General features: G+C 65.0%; 16 protein-coding genes. 7 read left to right on the top strand and 9 right to left on the bottom strand.

Annotated elements, in window-relative coordinates; all coding sequences use genetic code 11:
* Window positions 1-558: 558 nt before the first annotated feature.
* Entirely contained in the window at window positions 559-3,204 is a 2,646-nt protein-coding gene (gene pepN, locus HDIA_RS07275) for an aminopeptidase N (RefSeq protein ID WP_099555565.1), read from the top strand.
* Between the two features lie 154 nt (window positions 3,205-3,358).
* On the top strand, window positions 3,359-5,815 hold the full coding sequence (locus tag HDIA_RS07270; protein WP_099555564.1) for a PAS domain-containing sensor histidine kinase: 2,457 nt from the start codon (window positions 3,359-3,361) through the stop codon (window positions 5,813-5,815).
* Between the two features lie 3 nt (window positions 5,816-5,818).
* Here HDIA_RS07270 and HDIA_RS07265 read toward each other — a convergent pair whose 3' ends face one another.
* The 8 genes from HDIA_RS07265 to HDIA_RS07230 form a co-directional block, all read right to left on the bottom strand.
* Entirely contained in the window at window positions 5,819-8,833 is a 3,015-nt protein-coding gene (locus HDIA_RS07265; RefSeq protein WP_099555563.1) for a bifunctional [glutamine synthetase] adenylyltransferase/[glutamine synthetase]-adenylyl-L-tyrosine phosphorylase, read from the bottom strand.
* Window positions 8,787-10,292 (bottom strand): ATP-binding protein, encoded by a 1,506-nt coding sequence (locus HDIA_RS07260; protein WP_099555562.1) that lies wholly within the window; start codon window positions 10,290-10,292, stop codon window positions 8,787-8,789. Before HDIA_RS07260 ends, HDIA_RS07265 begins: the two co-directional genes overlap by 47 nt.
* On the bottom strand, window positions 10,276-10,956 hold the full coding sequence (locus tag HDIA_RS07255; protein ID WP_099555561.1) for a response regulator transcription factor: 681 nt from the start codon (window positions 10,954-10,956) through the stop codon (window positions 10,276-10,278). Before HDIA_RS07255 ends, HDIA_RS07260 begins: the two co-directional genes overlap by 17 nt.
* Window positions 10,957-11,368: 412 nt before the next feature.
* On the bottom strand, window positions 11,369-11,842 hold the full coding sequence (locus HDIA_RS07250) for a cytochrome c-type biogenesis protein (protein WP_099555560.1): 474 nt from the start codon (window positions 11,840-11,842) through the stop codon (window positions 11,369-11,371).
* A 5-nt stretch (window positions 11,843-11,847) separates the two neighbouring features.
* Complete coding sequence (locus HDIA_RS07245; protein ID WP_099555559.1) at window positions 11,848-13,833, bottom strand: heme lyase CcmF/NrfE family subunit; 1,986 nt, start codon at window positions 13,831-13,833, stop codon at window positions 11,848-11,850.
* Window positions 13,834-13,883: 50 nt separating this feature from the next.
* A complete protein-coding gene (ccmE, locus tag HDIA_RS07240) occupies window positions 13,884-14,339 on the bottom strand; it encodes a cytochrome c maturation protein CcmE (RefSeq protein WP_099555558.1) in 456 nt (151 codons plus the stop codon).
* A gap of 142 nt (window positions 14,340-14,481) precedes the next feature.
* Window positions 14,482-15,633: a c-type cytochrome biogenesis protein CcmI gene (gene ccmI, locus HDIA_RS07235; protein WP_157775410.1), complete on the bottom strand. Its 1,152-nt coding sequence runs from the start codon at window positions 15,631-15,633 to the stop codon at window positions 14,482-14,484.
* 312 nt (window positions 15,634-15,945) lie between these two features.
* A complete protein-coding gene (locus HDIA_RS07230; RefSeq protein ID WP_099555556.1) occupies window positions 15,946-17,334 on the bottom strand; it encodes a hypothetical protein in 1,389 nt (462 codons plus the stop codon).
* Window positions 17,335-17,761: 427 nt separating this feature from the next.
* On the opposite strand from HDIA_RS07230, the gene HDIA_RS07225 reads away from it, so the two are divergent.
* The 5 genes from HDIA_RS07225 to arsH all read left to right on the top strand — a co-directional run bounded on the left by HDIA_RS07225 (window position 17,762) and on the right by arsH (window position 20,586).
* Window positions 17,762-18,166, top strand: a complete 405-nt coding sequence (locus HDIA_RS07225) for an ArsR/SmtB family transcription factor (RefSeq protein WP_099555555.1) — start codon at window positions 17,762-17,764, stop codon at window positions 18,164-18,166.
* A gap of 61 nt (window positions 18,167-18,227) precedes the next feature.
* The gene (locus HDIA_RS07220) at window positions 18,228-18,755 is read left to right on the top strand and encodes an arsenate reductase ArsC (protein WP_099555554.1); all 528 of its coding nucleotides are present in this window, start codon (window positions 18,228-18,230) and stop codon (window positions 18,753-18,755) included.
* Window positions 18,756-19,457: an aquaporin gene (locus tag HDIA_RS07215; RefSeq protein ID WP_099555553.1), complete on the top strand. Its 702-nt coding sequence runs from the start codon at window positions 18,756-18,758 to the stop codon at window positions 19,455-19,457.
* Window positions 19,454-19,861, top strand: a complete 408-nt coding sequence (arsC, locus tag HDIA_RS07210) for an arsenate reductase (glutaredoxin) (RefSeq protein WP_099555552.1) — start codon at window positions 19,454-19,456, stop codon at window positions 19,859-19,861. Before HDIA_RS07215 ends, arsC begins: the two co-directional genes overlap by 4 nt.
* Window positions 19,858-20,586, top strand: coding sequence for an arsenical resistance protein ArsH (arsH, locus tag HDIA_RS07205; protein ID WP_099555551.1), 729 nt, complete (start codon window positions 19,858-19,860; stop codon window positions 20,584-20,586). The genes arsC and arsH overlap by 4 nt, the downstream gene beginning before the upstream one ends.
* Before the next feature lie 46 nt (window positions 20,587-20,632).
* Here the strand turns inward: arsH and gntR are convergent, their stop codons facing one another.
* A complete protein-coding gene (gene gntR / locus HDIA_RS07200; RefSeq protein WP_099555550.1) occupies window positions 20,633-21,649 on the bottom strand; it encodes an HTH-type transcriptional regulator GntR in 1,017 nt (338 codons plus the stop codon).
* Window positions 21,650-21,653: the final 4 nt, after the last annotated feature.

Raw genomic sequence — 21,653 nt, 5'->3', positions numbered from 1 at the left:
CAAAAAAGGCCGGCTCCGTGGTCGGGAGCGGCCTTCGTCAAACCTCGCACTCAAGACGTGCGTGTTCGGCCGCTCAAGCGGACCGCCACCACCACACATTCCGAGCCGACGTCGTGTTCATGCGCCGGACCATAATCGAAGCCGCCAGCGTTGACAATCCTCGGGATGCGCGGCCCGCCGCGGCATCCGACCGCCGAGAGCCATGGAGCCGCCGCCTGTCCGGGTCCGGAAGGACAGCGCAAAGCCGGCCGGCACACTTCTGACATTCTGATTCAACAAACCCGTTCAACTCATTTCCGAAGGGCTCAAGTTCAGATTCCGATTCAGGCCGCTTCGGTGAGTCCCTGCAAAGGGTTACCGGGCTTTGTGCAGAAATTGATTCCGGACGGGCGGATTCTCCTGACGGTAACCGGCTTGCGCGGGGCGCTGTTGCCAGCATCCGGCATCGCCGCTAGACCAGAGAAACGACTGATTTGAGTGTGATGCTTCCCTTTTCGGCGGACCGTTTTCCGGTTCGGCCCCGGGGAATGAGATCACCAACCGACGAAAGATGGCTTCATGCGCACCGACGAGACCGCCGCGATCCTCCTCAAGGACTACCGGCCCAGCGACTATGCGATCGGCCGGGTGCATCTCGATTTTCAGCTGCATGAGACAGAGACGCTGGTGACGGCAACCCTGTCGGTGCGAAAGCGCGAGACGACGGTGGCCGGCACGCCGCTCGTTCTCGATGGCGACGAACTCGATCTCGTCTCGATCGCGCTCGACAGCGTCTCGCTCGGCGATGAGGCCTATTCGGCGACGCCGCAGGGGTTGACGGTCAAGACCCCGCCCGCCGCTCCCTTCACGCTGACGATCGTCACGAAGCTCGACCCGGCCTCCAACACCAAGCTGATGGGGCTCTACAGGTCCAGCGGCGTCTGGTGCACCCAGTGCGAGGCGGAAGGCTTCCGCCGCATCACCTATTTCCTGGACCGGCCGGACGTTCTGTCCGTCTATGACGTGCGGATCGAAGCCCCCGTCGCGGCGGCGCCCGTGCTGCTGGCCAACGGCAACCCGACGACGAGCGGCCTCGTCCCGGATACCGACCGGCATTTCGCGGTCTGGAGCGATCCGCATCCGAAGCCCTCCTACCTCTTCGCCCTGGTTGCCGGCGACCTCGGCGTGGTCAAGGACAGCTTCACGACCATGTCGGGCCGGCATGTCGATCTCGGCGTCTATGTCGAGCACGGCAACGAGGAGCGCGCCGTCTATGCCATGGATGCCCTGAAGCGCTCCATGCGCTGGGACGAGACCGCCTTCGGGCGCGAATACGACCTCGACGTCTTCAACATTGTCGCCGTTTCCGACTTCAACATGGGGGCGATGGAGAACAAGGGCCTCAACGTCTTCAACGACAAATACGTGCTCGCCAACCCGGATGTCGCCACTGACCAGGACTATGGCGGCATCGAGGCCGTCATCGCGCACGAGTATTTCCACAACTGGACGGGCAATCGCATCACCTGCCGCGACTGGTTCCAGCTCTGCCTCAAGGAGGGCCTGACCGTCTTCCGCGACCAGGAGTTCACCTCCGACATGCGTTCGCGCCCGGTGAAGCGCATCTCCGACGTTCGCCTCCTGCGCAGCCACCAGTTCCCGGAGGATGCCGGCCCCCTCGCCCATCCGGTTCGCCCTGAAAAATACATGGAGATCAGCAACTTCTACACCGCGACGGTGTATGAGAAGGGCGCCGAGGTGATCCGCGCGCTGAAGGTCCTCATCGGCGACGAGGCCTTCAAGGCCGGCATGGATCTCTATTTCGACCGGCACGACGGCGATGCGGCGACCATCGAGCAGTTCGTCGCCTGCTTTGCCGAAGCCTCCGGCCGTGACCTCTCGCAATTCATGCTCTGGTACAGCCAGGCCGGCACGCCGCAGCTCGACATCCGCGACGATTATGACGGCGACAACCGCACCTACCGCCTGACGCTCAGCCAGAGCCTCGGCCCGACGCCCGAGCAGTCGGAAAAGAAGCCGATGGTGCTGCCGGTGCGCTTCGGTCTCGTCGGCCCGAACGGCGAGGACATGCTCTACGAGACGGCGAAGGGCGCCGAGGTCAATGGCGACGTCATCGTGGTCGACAAGGCCGAGCAGGAAATTGTCTTCACCGGCGTCGCCTCGCGGCCGATCCCGTCGATCCTGAGGAATTTCTCGGCGCCGGTGCGGCCGATCCTCAACATGCCGATCAAGGACATTCTGTTCCTGATGCGGCACGACAGCGACCCCTTCAACCGCTGGCAGTCGGCGTCGACGGTGGCGATGTATTGCCTCACCGCGTCGACGGAGGCGCTTCGCGCCGGAAGTTCGGCGACGATCGACGGCGATTATCTCGCCGCCCTTGCCGAGATCATCACCGACGATGCGCTCGATCCGGCCTTCCGGGCCCTCGTCCTCGCGCTGCCGCAGGAAGCCGACATCGCCCGGGAAATCGGCAGCAACGTCGATCCGGATGCCATCGCCGGCGCCCTGCGCCATGCGCGACGGACCATCGGTTCCAAGCTCGGGCCGACGCTCGATCACCTCGCCCGCTTCTATCACGACGAAGGCGCCTACTCGCCGGATGCCGAGAGTGCCGGACGACGGGCGCTCGCCAACGCGGCACAGGACATGCGCGCCGCCTCTGGCAATGCCGACGTCCACGCCCGCATCATGGAGAAATTCGGCGCCGCGACCAACATGACCGACCGGCTGGCCGCGCTGGTCAGCCTCGTCCAGAACGGTGCCTCGGAGGCCGAACAGGCTCTCGGCGACTTCTACGAGGGCTACAAGTCCGTTCCGCTCGTCATCGACAAGTGGCTGGCGGTTCAGGCGGCGCGCCCCGGCGCGCGGACGCTGGACGAGGTCAAGCGCCTCACCGAGCATCCGGCCTTCTCGATCCGCAACCCGAACCGGGTGCGCTCGCTGATCGGCACCTTCGCGACAGCCAACCTGCCGCAGTTCGCGCGCGCCGACGGCGCCGGCTTCGACTTCGTCGCCGACAAGGTCATGCGGCTCGACGACATCAATCCGCAGGTCGCCGCCCGCATCCTGGTCAGCTTCCGCTCCTGGAGAAACTGGGAACCGGTGCGCCAGGGGCTGGCCGAAGCGGCCCTTAAGCGCATCGCCGCCAAGCCCAATCTCTCGCGTGACGTGCGGGATATCGCCGAGCGTTCATTGGCTTGAGCGTAACCGTTTCTTAACAAACCGGTGGGCTGCCGATAAATCTGAAAAACGCCTATGGACAAGAGATTCCTCGATGATTCAAGATGACGGTGATTCGAGGGAATCGCGTTTTCATAATCTCAAGTAACGAGTGCAGCACCAAGGGGGGCTTGGGATGGCGCAGGCAGACGATGCCGGTGCCGCCACTGGTTGGCGCACGCGCTTTTTGGGCACATCTGTCCGCAACGATGCGATCAAGGGGCACGCCAATCTTCTGGCGCGACCGGCTTATCGACGCTTGTTGCAGGCCGAGCCCTATCTGAGGCGCTCCATCCCGATCCTCATCGCCATCTTCCTTCTCGTCATCGCCGTGGCGCGCACGTCCTCGCTGCTCGATCAGCGCAACGAAGTCGCCACAACGGCAACGACGATGATCGGGCTTGTCGCCAAGTCGCTCGATGCGTCGCTCTCGCAGACACTGCCCACCGCACCCGGCGACGGCTACCACGAGAAGGTCGGCAAGGACCTCGACACGGCCCTCGCGCCCAACGCCAGCTCGAACGGTCGCGTCATCGTTGTCGCGGACCCCGCAGGCACCATCGTCGTCTCGCGACCGGAGAACCAGAGCCTCGTCGGCCGGTCTCTCGAGGACCTGCTCGGCACCGGTCAGCCACTCACCACCTTCGGCGAGCAGGCGGGCGTGCTCGAGATCGAGCTTGCCGACGGCACGCCGGTGCTTGCGACGGTGCATGACCTTGCAGGCAGCCGCGGCAGCGTGACCGTCTACCAGCCGAACGAACGCATCTTCGCGAACTGGAAACGGGACGTCTCCGTCAACATCAGCCTCTTCATCGGTACAAGCTGCATCCTGATCGTCATCGTCTACGCCTATTTCATGCAGACGACGCGAGCCCGCGAGGCCGACCACCTCTATGCCCAGACGCAGCACCGGGTCGATACGGCGCTGAGGCGCGGGCGCTGCGGCCTGTGGGACTGGGACCTGTCTCGCGGACGGCTGTTCTGGTCGCCGTCGATGTATGTGATCCTCGGCATGGAGCCCAATTCCGAACTCATGGGCTTCGGTGACCTCCAGAGCCTCATCCACCCCGAGGACACCGACCTCTACGCCCTCGCCCGCGATCTTCTGGAATCCGGGCAGACGTCGGTCGACCTCGCCTTCCGCATGCGGCATGCCGAAGGACGCTGGCTCTGGCTGCGCGCCCGCGCAGAGATTGTGCGCGACCGCGACGGCACCCCGCACCTCATAGGCATTGCCGTCGACGAGACCGAGCAGAAGCGCCTCATGGAGCAGACCGAGACGGCGGACCTTCGCCTGCGCGATGCCATCGAGACGATCTCCGAGGCCTTCGTGCTCTGGGACGCCGACAACCGCCTCGTCATGTGCAACTCGAAATACCAGAGCCTGCACGGCATTCCGGATGAACTGGTCTTTTCCGGCACGCCTTATGAAGACGTGATGGAATCCGGCTCGCGGCCGGTGGTGCAGAGCCAGGTCAAGACGACGCTGCAGAGCGACGACGGGGCCCGCTCCTTCGAGGCCCAGCTTCGCGACGGCCGCTGGCTGCAGATCAACGAGCGGCGCACCAAGGACGGCGGCTTCGTGTCCGTCGGTACCGACATCACGGAACTCAAGCTGCACGAGGAAAAGCTGCTGGACAGCGAGCGGCGGCTGATGGCAACCGTCACGGACCTTCGCCAGTCGCGCCAGAAGCTGCAGGCACAGACGCAGCAACTTGTGGATCTGGCCGACAAATACTCGGAAGAAAAGACCCGCGCGGAGGCCGCCAACCGCTCGAAGTCCGAGTTCCTTGCCTCGATGAGCCACGAATTGCGCACGCCGCTCAACGCCATCATCGGCTTCTCGGAGATGATGCGCTCGGGCATCTTCGGCTCGCTCGGCTCGCCGAAATACGATGAGTATTGCCAGGACATCCACGAGAGCGGCACCTATCTTCTCAACGTGATCAGCGACATCCTCGATATGTCGAAGATCGAGGCCGGCCGTGTGAACCTGACGCTGGAATCGGTCGACATCGACGACGTCGTCGCCGAATCCACCCGCATCATGAACAACCAGGCGGCGGACCGCTCCATCCAGCTCGTCACCGACTTCACGGTTGACCAGCCCATCGTCGCCGACCGTCGCGCCATCAAGCAGATCGTCCTCAACCTCGTGTCCAACGCGCTGAAATTCACCCCGCTTGGCGGACGCATCCGCGTCAGCACGAAGATGGCGGGCGACAACGCGCGGCTGATGGTGGAGGACACCGGCATCGGCATTCCGGCGAAGGCGCTGGCGCAGCTCGGCCAGCCCTTCGTCCAGGTCGAGAACCAGATGACGCGCAAGCATCCGGGCTCGGGCCTCGGCCTTGCGATCGCCCGATCGCTGGCCGAACTCCACGGCGGCACCATGCGGATCGAGTCCGAGGAAGGCGTCGGCACGACGGTCGTCATCGATTTGCCGCGCATCGCCTCTCCGACGCATTCGCAGGACGGCCTCCGGCTGCGCAATTCCATCCCGCCAATTCTGCCCAAGGACGCCCTCAGCGAGACGCGCCTTGGCGGCGCGCGCAGCCCCGGCCGGATCGCGCAGGTCCACGCGGCCGAATAGGGCTCAGCCGTCGTCCTTGCGCCGCTCGACCTTGCCGATCGTCCGCTCGAAAATATCCCGCACCGCCCGTTCCGTTTCGATCAGGTGCGCCTCCAGGCTCGCGACGTCCGGCATCTCGCCGGCACGGGCAACGAGAGCCAGGAAGCCGCGCGGTGCCTCTTTCGGATCGAAGGCGCCGATGATGGCAAGGCGGATGAGCAGGCCAAGTTCTTGATAGAGCCTTGTCGCGGCCAGCAGCGCCGCGCCATCCTGGGCATCGAGTTTCCCCGCAGAGACCAGTTGCTCCAATGCTGTTTCCGTCGTGTGCGACAGGACATGCGGATCGTCGGAGGCGTGGACAAGCTGCAAAGCCTGAGCGATGAACTCGACGTCGAACTGGCCGCCAGCCACACGCTTGAAATTCCAGGGATCCTTGCTGCCAAGCTCTTCCTCGACGCGCGCGCGCATGTCGGCGACATCGGCCAGGATCGCGGCCCCGTCTCGCGCCTGCGTCAGCGTCCTGAGGATAATCGCGTCGGCCTCGGCGCCCAGCGTCCGACTGCCGGCAACGACGCGGGCGCGGGTCAGGGCCATGTGCTCCCAGGTCCAGGCTTCCTTTTCGTGATAGCGGTCGAAAGCCTCGATATGGGTCGCGAGCGGCCCCGAATTGCCCGACGGACGGAGCTGGAAATCCACCTCGAAGAGCTTGCCCTCGGCGGTCGGCGCCGTCAGGGCGGCCACAAGCCGCTGGGTCAGGCGGGCATAATACTGCGTCGGCGCCAACGGCTTCGCACCATCGGACGCCTGGGCCTCGGGGTTGTGATCGTAGAGCAGGATGAGGTCGAGATCGGAGGTCGCCGTCATCTCGCGGCCGCCGAGCTTGCCCATGCCGAGAACGGTGAAGCGTCCGCCGGGCATCTTGCCGTGCCGGGCCTCGAACTCGCCGATCACATGTGGCAGGAGTTGGCGCAGGATCGCCTCGGCAAGGCCCGCGTAGGCCTCGCCGGCCTGCCGGGCCGACAGCGTGCCGGAGAGAATGCGCACGCCGATGAGGAACTGCTGCTCCTTGGCCACAATACGGAGGCGGTCGAGCTTGTCCTCGTAGCCGACGGCCTCCTTCATCTGCGAGGCGAGACGGCGACCGATATCGACCACGCGCGGGCGGCTGCCGAAGAAGGTCGGTTCCAGCACCGCGTCCATCACATGCGGCCTGCGGGCGACGATCTCGGCAAGGCGCGGCGCGGTGCCCATGATCGTGGCGATGAGGTCGATGAGATTGGGGTTGGCGCTCAGAAGCGAGAAAAGCTGAACGCCTGCCGGCAGACGCGAAAGAAAGCTGTCGAAGGCGGTGAGCGCCTGATCGGCCGCATCGGTCTGGCCGAAGGTGGCCAGGAGGCGCGGCGTCAATTCGGTCAGGATCTCCCGCGACTTGGTCGGGATCGTGACGGGATAGCGGCCGAAATGCCATGTCCTGACGGCGCGGATCGCGTCCTCCGGGCGGGCGAAACCGAGCTGACGCAGGGTGGCGACCGTCTCCGGGTCATCCTCGTCGCCGGTGAAGACCATGTTGCCGCCGTCGCTTGAGAGAGCAGCCTCCTGATCGAAGAGATCGACATAGTGCTCGCTGACGGTGACGAGCCGCTGATGCAGCGCCTTTGAAAAGCTCTCCCGATCGGCAAAGCCTGAAAGTCGCGCGATCCTGTCGATCCCCTCCGGGGCCTCGGGAAGCGTATGGGTCTGCTCGTCCGCGACCATCTGGATGCGGTGCTCGATCCGGCGCAGGAAAACATAGGCCTCGATCAGCTCGTCGCGGCTTTTGGGCTCCAGCCAGCCAAGCTCGGTCAGCGCCCTGAGCATCGGAATCGTCTCACGCCCGCGCAGGTCGAGTTCCCGACCGCCGGCGATCAGCTGCTGGGTCTGGACGAAGAACTCGATCTCGCGGATGCCGCCGCGTCCGAGCTTCAGATTGTGCCCCGCGATGGCGATGTTGCCATGGCCCTTGACCGCATGGATCTGCCGCTTGATCGAGTGAATGTCGCGGATGGCAGCATAGTCGAGGTATTTGCGCCAGACGAAGGGGCGAATGTTCTCCAGGAACCGCCAGCCCGCCTTCTGGTCGCCGGCGCAAGGGCGCGACTTGATCAGCGCCGCGCGCTCCCAGTTCTGTCCGACGCTCTCATAGTAGTGGAAGGCGGCGGCGAGCGAGATGGCCACCGCCGTCGCGCCGGGGTCCGGCCGCAGGCGCAGGTCCGTACGGAAGACGTAGCCGTCTTTCGTCCGGTCCTGGAGGATCTTGACCATGCGCCGAATGAGACGGACGAAGAAGGTGCCGACCTCGATGCCCTCGGCGACCGGGGCGGCCTCGCCGTCGTAGAAGACGATGAGGTCGATGTCGCTGGAGTAGTTGAGCTCGCCTGCCCCCTGCTTGCCCATCGCGAGAATGACGAGACCGCTCCCCTGCTCCGGATCGGCGGCATCGTGCGGCAGGAACTTGCCCTGGGTCGCCGCCTCCGCGAGCAGGAACCGGATCGCGCCGGAAACGGAGGCGTCGGCAAGGCGGGTCAGCGCCTGGGTGACGGACAGAAGCTCCCAGACACCGCCGAGATCGGCGAGAGCAATCAGCAGCGCCGCCTCGCGCTTGACGCGGCGCAGATCCGTCATCACCTGCGCCTCGCTTTGCAGCGGCATGTCGCGGATGCGCGTCAGCAGCGCTTCCATGCGCGCCTCGGGCGCGTGCGTCAGGGAGGCCAGCGTCGCGGCGGGATCGATGCGAATGAGATCGCGCAAATAGGGTGCATTGGCGATGACGCCGAGCAGAAAGTCCTTCACGCGCGGATCGGCGCCGAACAGCCCCTCAAGGTCGGCGGCGACGGCAGCCTCCGCGCTCTTCAGGGCATCATTCAGATCGTCCTCGGCCCGTGCCCGGTCGGGGCCGATCTGCGGCACGCAGGTCAGCCGGCGGACAAGGGCCCGCGGCGAGAGGTGCTTGAGATCAATGGTCGGTTCGGCTTGCTCGCTCCGGGGCGCTTGGACCGACATGGGCGTTCTTTCCTTCTTCTTTTTCTTCGCCTGACGCCGTCGACCGGCGTGGTTTCCTGCCAGACTCGGGCAGAATCAGCGTCGCTGCAAGGCCGGGCTCGGCGTCGCCCAGCTTGAACCGGCCGCCGTAATAGTGCGCCACCGCCGAAACGAGTGCCAGACCGAGGCCCGACCCCGGACGGCTGCGGCTGACGTCGAGGCGCACGAAGCGCTGCAGGACGCGCTGGCGATCTTCCGCAGGAATACCCGGGCCGTTGTCGGTCACGGACAGCCGGATGTGACCGTTCTCAGCGCGGCCGACAAGGCGCAACAGCGGCGTGCGGCCAGACAGATCGGACTCCTCGCCGAAGGCATATTTCAGGGCGTTGTCGAGCAGGTTGACGATGGCCTGGGAGACCAGAGCCCGGCTTGCCTCGATCGGCAAAGGCCCCTCGACATCGATTTCGAGGTGGCCGTCGATGTCCTCCAGAGCGGGCTCGTAGAGTTCGGCGAGATCGGCAAGGATCGCCGCCGCGTCGACCTCTTCGTCCTTGTCGCCGGTGGAGCCGGCCTCGACGCGGGCGATTTTCAGAAGAGCATCAAAGGTCGCGATCAGGGCATCGGCATCCTCGACGGAGGCGGCCACGGCCTCTCGGGTCGCCTCGGGGTCCGAGGCGATGACCAAGGCCGTCTCCAGGCGCGTGCGCAGCCGCGTCAGCGGCGTGCGCAGGTCGTGGGCGATGTTGTCCGACACCTCCTTCAGCCCGGCCATGAGCTGCTCGATCCGGTCGAGCATGGCATTGAGGCTCCTGGCAAGATTGTCGAACTCGTCGCCGGAGCCGACGATCTGAAGACGCTGCGAAAGGTCGCCCGACATGATCTGGTTGGAGGTCTCGGCGACGCTTTCCACGCGCCTCAGCACCGTGCGGCTGACGATGAACCAGCTTGCAAAGCCCATGATCACGAAGACGAGGATGCTGAGCTGAAGCGCATCCTTGATCACGTCGCCGAAGGCATCGCGCTCGCCGACATCGCGCCCCACCAGCAGCCGGACACCGCCGGGCAGCAGCATGACGCGCGCCAGGGCCTCGTGCTCCGCCACCGTGTCGCCCTCGAGGCGATGGTAGGGGATCGGGAAGAAGCCGCTCTCGTCCTTGCTGAAGGAGGTGAGCTGAATGTCGCCGACGTTGGCGACCACCGTGCGGCCGGCGAAATCCTTGACCAGATAGAGGCTTGCGCCCGGTTGCCGGGAGCGCGTCAGCACCGATTCAACCAGCCGCCGGATACCTCCGGACATGTAGTCGTCGGAGAGCGTGACGAGATCGGCCGTGATCGTCGTCTCAAGCGTCTTCGACAACAACGCCGAGGTCTTGGACGAGATGTAGACCAGCACGAAGCCGGTGAGCGCCGAAAAGACGATCAGGTAGAGAAGCGACAGCTTGATCGCCGTCGTGCGGAAGAGCTTACCGAAGGCCGTCACGGACCATGTATCCCGCGCCGCGGATCGTGTGCAGAAGCGGCTGATCGTATCCCTTGTCGATCTTGGAGCGAAGCCGGGAAATATGGACGTCGATCACGTTGGTCTGGGGATCGAAGTGATAGTCCCAGACCTTTTCCAGAAGCATGGTGCGGGTCACGACCTGGCCGGCGTTGCGCATCAGGTATTCGAGCAGGCGGAATTCGCGCGGCTGCAGAACGATCTCGTCGCCGCCGCGCATCACCGAGTGCGAGAGGCGGTCCAGCACCAGGTCGCCGACCTTGTACTGGGTCTCGACATCGGACGGACGGTTACGGCGGGCAAGCCCCTCGATGCGGGCAAGCAGTTCGGAAAAGGCATAGGGCTTGACGAGATAGTCGTCACCGCCGGCGCGAAGCCCTTCCACCCGGTCGTCGACCTGGCCGAGAGCGGAGAGGATCAGAACCGGCACGGCGTGTCCGCCCTGCCGCAACTCGGAGACGATCGAAAGGCCGTCGCGCTTCGGCAGCATCCGGTCGACGACGAGAATGTCGTGTTCCGCGCTCAGGGCGAGTTCCAGCCCCTTCTCGCCGTCACCGGCAAGATCGACGGCATGGCCGGCCTCGCGCAAGGCCTTCGCCAGGTAGGTCGCCGCCTCCAGATCGTCCTCTACGACAAGAACACGCATTCCCGTCCGCTTCCTCCACTGGTCCCCTCGAAGCGGCGTTCACGCCGCTCGATGGGCCTCTTGAACTCGCAGCATCATGGTCGCGTTCACGCGCATTCGCCTGAACGTGTCATGCTCTAGATAGCCGTCTTCGCCGCCGGTTGAAACCTCCTCCCAATGGCTTGTTTCACCAGACCTTTGCGAAAAACCGCCGCAGAGACAAAAACGGCGGACCACCGGTATGGTCCGCCGCTTTGTTCATTGTCATCGCGGCGATGAGGGAATCGCCGGCAATTCGAAAGAAGGATCGGTCGATGTGTGCTCTTGGGATCATCCGCGCCAATCTTGAGACCGACGCTAGCGCCCGCAAGCTTACGCGGCTCTGTCCGGCGGATTAAATTTTGGTCATCCCGCGACGCGAGCCGAGGCGGCGTCACACGTCGGGTTCGTCAAGCAGGCGCTCGAGTTTTGCCTGCTCGTCGCGGCTAAGGTCGCTCTCCAGGTCGCGGCTGCCGCTCCGGCGCCGGGCGATAAACACGGCGACTCCGCCGAGGATGAGGGCTCCGGGCGGAACGGCCCAGAGCAGCAGGTTGTTCCAGTCGAGCCTCGGCTTCAGGAGGACAAATTCGCCATAGCGCGCGACCAGGAAGTCCAGAACCTGCTGATCGGTGTCACCGGCCGCGATGCGCTCGCGCACCAGAATACGCAGATCCCGGGCGAGCTGGGCATCGGACGCGTCGATCGACTGGTTCTGGCAGACAAGGCAACGCAGTTGCTCCGACAGCGCCCGTGCCCTCGCCTCCTCGACCGGATCCTTCATCACCTCGTCCGGCAGAACGGCCAACGCCGGCGTTGCGGCCGACAGCAAGGCCGCGAGCACCAGTCCAAGAAGACGAGCCGAGACCATCGCGTTCACTCCGCTGGCGCCGCGCGAACGGGCGCACGGGCTGGTTTCGGCGCACCGACGCGAAGCCGCCGATCGGACAGGGAGAGGACGCCGCCGGCCATCATCACAAGCGCGCCGATCCAGATCAGCGTCACGAAGGGCTTTTCCCACATGCGCACCGTCACGCCGCGATTGTCCTCGGTGATGTCGCCGAGGGTCACGTAAAGCTGGGAAACACCGTGGGTGTAGATCGCCGCCTCGGTCGTCGGCATCTGACGGACCTCGTACATCCGCTTGGCCGGCGCGAGACTGGTGACGAGGTTGCCGCCTTCCCGGACGGTCATGTGGGCGAGGACCTCGCGGTAGGTGTTGGCCTTGCGGCTCTCGAAGCCGTCGAAGGTCACGTCAAACCCGCCGATCGACGCGGTCTCTCCGGAACGCATCACGAGGATCTTCTCGGTCTCGAAGCTCGTCACCGTGACGATGCCGGCGAGCGTCAGGCCGAGACCGGCGTGAGCGAGCGCTGTGCCGAAGGCCGAGCGCGGCAATCCGGCCAGACGGCGCATGCCGCCGGAAAAGCCGTTTCGAAGGAATCCCGCGCGCGTTCCAAGCTCGGCGACACTGCCGACCAGCAGATAGATCGCAAGGCCGATGCCGAGGGCGGACAGGACCGGGGCACCCGTCACGTACCAGAGCACGGCCAGCACCGCGAGGATGCCGAGCCCGAAGGCGAGGAAAAGCCGCTGGGCGGCCGCCAGGATATCGCCCCGCTTCCAGGCCAGCAGCGGGCCGAAGGGCACGGCGAAGAGCAGCGGCAGCATCAAGGGGCCGAAGGTCAGGTTGAAGAAGGGCGCGCCGACGGAAATCTTCTTGCCGGTCACCGCCTCCAGCACCATTGGATAGAGCGTGCCGACCAGAACCGTCGCGCAGGCCGCCGTCAGGAAGAGGTTGTTGAGGACGAGCGAGCCTTCACGGCTGATCGGCGCGAAGATGCCGCCCGGCTTCAGCACCGAGGCGCGCCAGGCGAAGAGCGACAGCGAACCGCCGATGAAGACCATCAGGATGCACAGGATGAAGACACCGCGCGCCGGGTCGCTGGCAAAGGAATGCACCGACGTCAGCACGCCGGACCGGACCAGGAAGGTGCCGAGCAGCGACAGCGAGAAGGTGAGGATCGAGAGCAGGATCGTCCAGATCTTCAGCGCGTCGCGCTTTTCCATCACGAGCGCGGAATGGAGCAGCGCCGTGCCGACGAGCCACGGCATGAAGGAGGCGTTCTCGACCGGATCCCAGAACCACCAGCCGCCCCAGCCAAGCTCGTAATAGGCCCAGTAGGAGCCCATGGCGATGCCGGCGGTCAGGAAACACCAGGCGGCCAACGTCCAGGGCCTGACCCAGCGTGCCCAGGCCGCGTCGATCTTTCCGTCGATGAGAGCCGCGACGGCGAAGGCGAAGGAGATCGAGAAGCCAACATAGCCGAGGTAGAGCAGCGGCGGATGGATGGCGAGGCCGATGTCCTGCAGGATGGGGTTGAGGTCCTTGCCCTCCATCGGCGCCGGCGAGAGGCGCGTGAAGGGGTTGGAGGTGGCCAGGATGAAGGACAGGAAGGAGACGGAGATCCAGGCCTGAACGCCGAGCACATTGGCCTTCAGCGTGCGCGGCAGGGTACCACCGAAGAAGGCGACGGCACCGCCGAAAATCGCGAGGATCAGCACCCAGAGAAGCATCGAGCCCTCGTGGTTGCTCCACACGCCCGTCACCTTGTAGAGCAGCGGCTTTTCCGAATGGGAGTTCTGGTAGACGTTCAGAAGCGAGAAGTCGGAAACGACATAGGCGTGGACCAGAGCGGCAAAGGCCATCGCCGTCAGCGCCAGCTGGGTTATGGCGGCGGGGCCGGCCATCGCCATCAGCGCGTCATCGCGCCGCCGCGCGCCGTAAACCGGGACAACCGACTGCACCAGCGCCACCGCGAGCGCCAGTACCAGCGCAAAATGTCCGATCTCGGAAATCATCACGGCCTGCTTCCTCCGACTGCCTTATCGCCCATTCCCGCGAGCAACTGTTATTTCTGCGCCTGCTGGCTCTCGCCTTCCCAGACACCCTGGGCCTTCAGGCTATCCACGACTTCCTTCGGCATATAGCGCTCGTCATGCTTGGCAAGCACGCTGTCGGCCTTGAAGATGCCGTCCGGCTCCAGCTGGCCCTCCACGACGACGCCCTGCCCCTCCCGGAACAGATCCGGCAGCAGGCCCGTATAGGTCACCGGAACCCGGTTGACCGTATCGGTCACCTCGAAACGAACCGACGCATTGGATTCGTTGCGGATGACCGAGCCTTTCTCGACCAGTCCGCCGATCCTGAGGCGCGCGTCGGGGCTGGCGCCATGCTCGACGACGTCGGTGGGGGTCTTGAACAGCGTGATGTCGCCGCTCAAGGCAAAGAGAACGAGCCCGACGGCAACGCCGAGAACCACTCCCGCTGAACCGATAATCGTCAGACGTCGCTGCTTGCGTGTCATCTTGTTCGTTCTTCTCCCTGAGCATTGCCCAACCCTGACAAAGTCATCTGGTGGGAAAATGCCCCAAGTTCCATACCTTGAATACCGGACCATCCAAAGACCGCATGCACTTTTCGGTCCGATGCTCCCGAGCGGCGCGCCGTCAGTTCGTCGCGCCGGCCGCCTCCTCGATCCGCCGTAGCGCGTCGTCCTTGCCCTCGAAAGCCACCTTGGCCTTTTCGATGGCTGCCGTGCGCTTGTCCGCATCCCCGAGAACGCCGTAGGCGCGAATGAGGCGCAGCCAGCCTTCGATGTCGTCGGGGTTCTCTTCCAGGCGGCCCGCGAGGCGCGCCACCATGCCCGCGATCATTGCCTGACGGTCCTGCGTCGACATTGACGATGCCGCCGCCACGTCCGCTGCGTTCGGGCCCGGCATGCCGCCAGCGCCCGGCCCTGCCTCCGCCATTGCGGGGGGCACCTCGCCCTTGATCATGGCCTGCGCCTGCCGGACGGCGTCGAGCCAAGGCGCATCCTTGGGCGAGCGCGCCAGGATATCGTCATAGACCTTGAGCGCCTCGTCCTTCTTGCCTTCGCTCGCCAGGCTGCCAGCATAGTAGAAGCGCGCCCGCATGTTGTCCTGATCGACGGCCATGGCCTTCTGCAGCGCCTCGACCGCCGGACGCGACACCACGCCCTGCGAGGCCATCATCAGCGCCCCGGCATAGTCGGTCAAAAGCTCGGACGTTTCGCCGCTGAGGTCCATCACCTGCCGATAGGCGTTGGCGGCATCCTGAGCACGTCCAAGCCGCATGTAAACCGGAGCCAGCACACGCCAGCCCTCGGCATCGGCAGGGTTGCGGGCCAGATGCCTTTCCACGCAGATGACGACATTCTCGATGCCGATGTCGGGGCCGCAGGCGCGAGACGCCAGTGGCTGGTCGGGCATATCCGGCGAGCCGACGCCGATATAGGCCGCGAGCGCCACGAAGGGCACGATGGCAATGACCGCCACGGCGGCAAGGCGGGCATGGCTGCGTCCTGCGCCGCTGTCCCTCGCGCTCTCGGCCCGATCCCCGGCCCGCAGCAGGCGGCGGGCGATCTCGTTGCGTGCGGCGCTCGCCTCGGCCTCGCCCAGCACGCCGCGTTCCCGGTCGCGGTCAATCTCCGCCATCTGGTCCTTGTAGACGGCGAGATCGTGGACTTCCTCAGGACCAATATCGCGAACCGTCCCACGCCTTGCCACACGGGCCATCGGCACCAGCAGCACAACGGTCGCGATGCCGGTCATCAACGCAAACAGGATCCAAATGGTCATGCCGAAGACAGGTCCTTCTGCCGTGGCATCTTGCCCGGCGGCGGCGGCGAGCATTCGCGGTCATGTGGTATCGCACGACCAGAAACCGAATACCCTTGAGTCAAGGCGCCCGAGCGATTCGAACAACACTCGTGCAACGCCAGATAACCGTAAACCACCCTTGGCTTTCAAAAAGCCGTCAAAACGTCCCACTCCCGCACGCGCGGCAGCAGGACTGATTGTCTCGTGGAATACTGGATTTCAGCGCCGATCTCAATGATGGAGGTCAAGGCGTGTCACTGCGGCGCGTCACTGCGGTACGGGGCCGGCCGGTCAGATCACGTCCGAGAACGGAAGGGTGCGGCTGACGACCCGGTCGAAGGCCTTGCGCCGGACCGACGCATAGGCGGGACCGAAGACGAGTTCGGACAGGTCGACCATCAGTTCGGCGCTGGCGATGGCCTCATCCTGGGCCGGACCGACGAGTTTGCGCACCTGTTCCAGCACGCGCTCGCTCAGCACCTCGATCGCATGCTCCGTCGCCTGGAAGGTTCTTGCCGCAACCTCATTGATGGCAAGGCTTTCCCGGCAGTTGCGGGCCTGGACCAGAAGCTGGACAGCCCAGCGCGCATCTTGCCGGTCGATGCTGTGATCGACGCTGAGGTTGTTGCCCTCGATGTGAATCGCGCGGCGAATGAGGGCGACCGTCGTTTCGATTGCCGGGCGAATGATCTCGGACATGTCGTTGCGCAGATCGCCGAGCCGCTTGCGCCATTCGCGATCGCCATCGAAGTCGACGGCGATGAGGATCGCCCGGACCATCTGGTGAAACCTGAAGAGTTCGGCCTCGACAAGGGAGAAATCCCGATGCCGGTGCAGCGCTTCGCGAAAGCGCCAGACCACGCATTCGACCTCATGGAGATAGACATCCATAAACCGGGCCGCCCGCGACGCGCGAATGTCAGCCGCATCGTCGCTGCCGGCAATGCCGACGGCAATGCGCACCAGAGAGGCAGGTGCGACCGATCGGCGCAGGATGGCGGAGGCAAGCCAGGTCACGTCTTCCGGATGCATCATCAGATGACGTTCCGCCGTCCTCATGGCGGCCGCTTCGGAAGGCTCCCCGATGGCGATCTTCTCCGGCAACTCACGTTGCATCAGAACGATCTGGGCCAGACGGCTGTGGAGCAGGATCAGGTCGTCGCAGTCGGCCAGAGCGAACTCGCCGCCGAGAAGGCCGACAAGGCGGAAGTGCCCCTTCGGCTTGGCGCGGATATCCTCGACCTTCGTCGCCAGCCTTGTCAGCGCCTCGTCGCGCATGGACTGAAGCTGGCGCTTGCGCTCCAATTCCGGCAGGAACAGCAACGACGCCTCGCTGTCCACCCAAGGCGGCAGGAGATCCGGGATCACGTCGCGGATCAGATAACCCCAGATTCCGGCGATCGACGTGGCAAAGAAACGCCCGTGCTGCCGGTTGACCACGTCCTCCTCGACGATGAAGGCGGCGACCGGCTGAAAGAAAAGCTCCCTGAGCGTTGCCAGGCGCCCCTCGGGCGTCATGCTGTCTACTCCGGAGCGAACCACCTCTCGCGCCGCGTCCAGGATCAGCTTGGTCTGCGTGTCGATTTCGGCCGGATCGGAACGGTCCTCCAGTGCGCGCAGGAGCATCTGCTGCGCCCCAGGCGTCAAGCCTTTCAGGTATCCGATCAACTTTTCACGCATAACCTGTCCCTTTGGCCAGCCCACGATCTTGCATCGCGGCCTGCAGCCATCGCCGGCAAACTATTCACCATTCTGGTTGACGAATGGTGAGCAGGCAGGGATTTCGCGCAATTTTCATGATTTCAGGCAGGGATCCTTAAGCTTCAAATTCAGGCAATAAACAATCCCGCCGCGCAATCATTCACTCTTCTGTCAAAGGGAAACAATACACAACCCTGTCGGGTATCGTGCAGATCAGACGTCTTGAAAAACTCTGCCCCGAGGCTGTTTTCCTTTCTCTTTCCTGCTCTTGAAACGACGCGTTTCCGGGCTTGGCAACACCAAGCTGCCGCGGCGCCTTGAGGAAGTCCGTCGCCATACGTCCAGCAACGATCCGGCTCCACGCCGACGCTCTTGCCTTTCTTTATATATCCATTATTCTGGATTTATGGATACAGAAAGAACGATCGTCGCCCTGGCCGCCCTCGCGCAGCCGACCCGTCTTGAGACCTTCCGGCTGCTGGTCGAGAGGGAGCCGCAGGGCGTGCCGGCCGGCGAACTGGCGCGCCTCATGGACGTGCCGCAGAACACGATGTCGTCCCATCTCTCGGTGCTGGCGCGGGCCGGGCTGATTACCGGCGAGCGCCAGAGCCGGTCGATCATCTATCGCGCCCACCTCGACACCATCCGCGAGGTCGCGCTGTTCCTGCTCAAGGACTGCTGCGGCGGCCGGCCGGACCTCTGCGCTCCGCTCGTCGACGATCTCGTTCCCTGCTGCACGCCGCAGACGACGGCCGGACGGTCCGGCCCTGCCGCACAATCGACCGAAGAAAGCGCCAAGGAAGACGCTTGAACATGACCTTGCCGCGACACCGGCCATTGCCTTCGCGGTTCTGTTTCGGGGAGACCAAGCCATGACGGACCACACCTACAACGTCCTGTTCCTATGCACCGGCAATTCCGCCCGCTCGATCATGGGAGAGGCCCTTCTCAACCATCTCGGCGACGGACGGTTTCGGGCCTATTCGGCCGGCAGCTTTCCGAAGGGCGGCGTCAATCCCCTGACGCTGGAGGTTCTTGAGAACGCCGGAATTTCGACGGACGGCCTGCGATCGAAGCCCTGGGACGAATTCGCCGCTCCCGGCGCGCCGCAAATGGATTTCATCTTCACCGTCTGCGACGACGCGGCGGGCGAGCAATGCCCGGTCTGGCCCGGCCATCCGATGACGGCCCACTGGGGCATCGAGGACCCGGCCAAGGCGGCGGGCCCCGAATTCCGGCGCCGGGCCGCCTTCGAACAGGCGCTCGGCTTCATGCGCAACCGCATTGCCGCCTTCGTCAGCCTGCCGATCACCAGCATCGACCGGCTGGCGCTGCAATCGAAGCTGCGCGGCATCGGCGCCATGGACGGCTCCACGTCACAGTCCGGATCGGCGGCCTGAATGGCGGGTATCGATCTTTCCCGCCGCCTGGTTGCCGAGGCCCTCGGCACCGGGCTCCTTGTGGCCGCCGTCGTCGGGTCCGGCATCATGGCCGAGAGCCTGACCGGCGACACGGCACTCGCGCTTCTGGCCAACACGATCGCGACCGGAGCCATTCTGGTCGTTCTGATCTCGATCCTCGGCCCCATTTCGGGGGCGCATTTCAACCCGGCGGTGACGCTCGTCTTCGTCTTGCGCAAGGATCTGACGGCGCAGGACGGAGCAGCCTATGTCCTCGTCCAGATCATCGGCGGCATTGCCGGCACGCTTGCGGCGCATCTGATGTTCGCCCTGCCGGTCCTGCAGGCCTCCGAGCATGTCCGCAGCGGCGGCCCGCAGTGGTTTTCCGAAATCGTCGCGGCCTTCGGGCTCGTTGCCGTCATCCTCAGCGGCATCCGGTTCGAGCGGACGGCGGTTCCGTGGCTCGTCGGGCTCTACATCACGTCGGCCTACTGGTTCACCGCGTCGACGTCCTTCGCCAATCCGGCGGTCGCCATCGCCAGAGCCTTCACCAACACCTTTTCCGGCATTCGCCCGGTGGACCTTCCGGGCTTCATCGTGGCGCAGATCATCGGCGCCGTTCTCGCCTTCGCGCTGATGTCCTGGCTGTTGCGCATCCCCTCGGCGGGCCACATTCCCATACACCCAGAGAGTTCCTCATGAGCGTCACGATTTACCACAACCCCGCCTGCGGCACCTCCCGCAACACCCTTGCCATGATCCGCGCGAGCGGCGCCGAGCCGGAGGTCATCGAGTATCTCAAGACCCCGCCGACGCGCGAAAGGCTGAAGGAGCTGATCGCAGCCTCCGGGCTCAGCGTGCGCGAGGTTCTGCGGCAGAAGGGAACACCCTATGGCGATCTCGGGCTCGACAATCCCGAACTCAGCGACGAAGAGCTCATCGACGCCATGATGGCGCATCCGATCCTGATCAATCGGCCCATCGTGGTGGCGCCGAAGGGCGTCCGGCTTTGCCGGCCGTCCGAGGTGGTTCTGGAAATCCTGGAAAATCCGGACATCGAGTTCACCAAGGAGGATGGCGAGGTGGTGAAGGGCACCGGCGCATGACCGATCGCGTGACCGCCTTGGACCTGCCCAACATCGATCCGGAACAGATCAGGCCCATCGACTCGTCATTGCTGGCGGCCGATGGCGATCCCGGCCATCCGCCCCGCATCCTGCTGCTCTACGGTTCCCTGCGCGAGCGCTCCTATTCGCGCCTTGCCGCCGAGGAGGCCGCCCGCCTGCTGCAGTATTTCGGGGCCGAGACGCGCATCTTTTCTCCCGAAGGGCTGCCGCTGCCCGATGGCGCCCCGGTCGATCATCCGAAGGTCGCCGAGTTACGCGACCTTGCCCAGTGGTCGGAAGGCATGGTCTGGGTGTCGCCCGAACGCCATGGCGCGATGACCGGCATCATGAAGGCGCAGATCGACTGGCTACCGCTGTCGCTCGGCGCCGTCCGGCCGACGCAGGGCAAGACGCTGGCCGTGATGGAGGTTTCGGGTGGATCGCAAAGCTTCAACGCGGTCAACCAGATGCGTATCCTCGGGCGCTGGATGCGGATGGTGACCATCCCGAACCAGTCCTCGGTGCCGAAGGCCTTTGCCGAGTTCGACGAGGCCGGGCGGATGAAGCCCTCGCCCTACTACAACCGGATCGTCGACGTGATGGAGGAACTGGTGAAGTTCACCTTTATGGTGCGCGGCCGCTCGTCCTATCTGGTCGACCGCTATTCGGAGCGGGTGGAGAGCGCCGAGGCGCTTTCCAAGCGGGTGAACCAGCGCTCGATCTGAGGCGGCAAGACCGGCCGCACGAACCGAGAGCGCCAACCGGCGGGGCCTATCCGGCCCTCGCCGTGCTCTGGCGCGGCTGAAGCTGGAAGCCGAGATCGACGACGGCGGGCGTGTCGCCGTCCCCTCCCCTGATCCGCGCCGATATCATCTCGATCGCCCGCCGCCCCATGTCGTAGCGGTAGGTGCGCACGCTGGTGATCGAAGGCTCGGCGACCGCCATCATCTCAAGGTCGTTGAAGCCGCAGATCGTCAGGTCGGCCGGCACGCGAATGTGCCGCCGCTGGGCCTCGAAGAGAATGCCGAGGGCGAGGTCGTCGTTGTTGCAGAAGACGCCGTCGATCTTCGGATGGCGGGCGATTAGGTCGGCGAACAGCTGCGTGCCGAGCGTGACGGTCGAAGGCGCCGGCGTGGTGATGCAGCGCGCCTCGGAGAAGAGCCCCGCCGCCTCGCATGTGTCGCGGAAACCGGCAAAGCGGCGCTGGGTTCTCGGGTCCATCCGCGCGCCGACGAAGGCGGGATAGCGGCTGCCGGTCTCCAGCAGGTGGCGGGTCGCGGCGGCGGCGCCGTCGTAGTGCGAGAAGCCGATCATCATGTCGATCGGATCGGGCCCAAGCTCCATGATCTGGACCGTCGGACAGGGCGCCGTCTCCAGCATCTTGCGGGAGGCGGCCGACTGGTCGATGCCGGCGACGATCAGGCCGGCCGGCTTCTGGCTGAGAAAGACCCGCAAGAGGGTCTCCTCCATGACGGGAGAATAGCGCGAATTGCCGAGCTGGATCTCGAAGGGCTCACCTTCCACCGCCGCATAGATGCCGCGCAAGACATCGGAAAAGACGTTGTTGGTGACCGACGGGATGAGCACGCCGATGACGTTGGTGCGCCCGGACGCAAGGGCGCGGGCCGCCGGGTCCGGCACGTAGCCGAGATCGGCGATAGCGCGCTGGATTTTTTCAAGAAGCGGCGGCGAGACCTTTTCCGGGGTGCGCAGGGCCCTTGAAACGGTGATTGCGCTAACGCCAACCCGCTCCGCGACGGAGGCTAGCGTCACTCTCCGTTCGTTCATCCCC

It is taken from the genome of Hartmannibacter diazotrophicus, assembly GCF_900231165.1.
In the GTDB taxonomy this organism is placed as follows: domain Bacteria; phylum Pseudomonadota; class Alphaproteobacteria; order Rhizobiales; family Pleomorphomonadaceae; genus Hartmannibacter; species Hartmannibacter diazotrophicus.
Note: the sequence above shows the minus strand (reverse complement) of the source record. Positions and strands in the feature narration are given on the sequence as shown.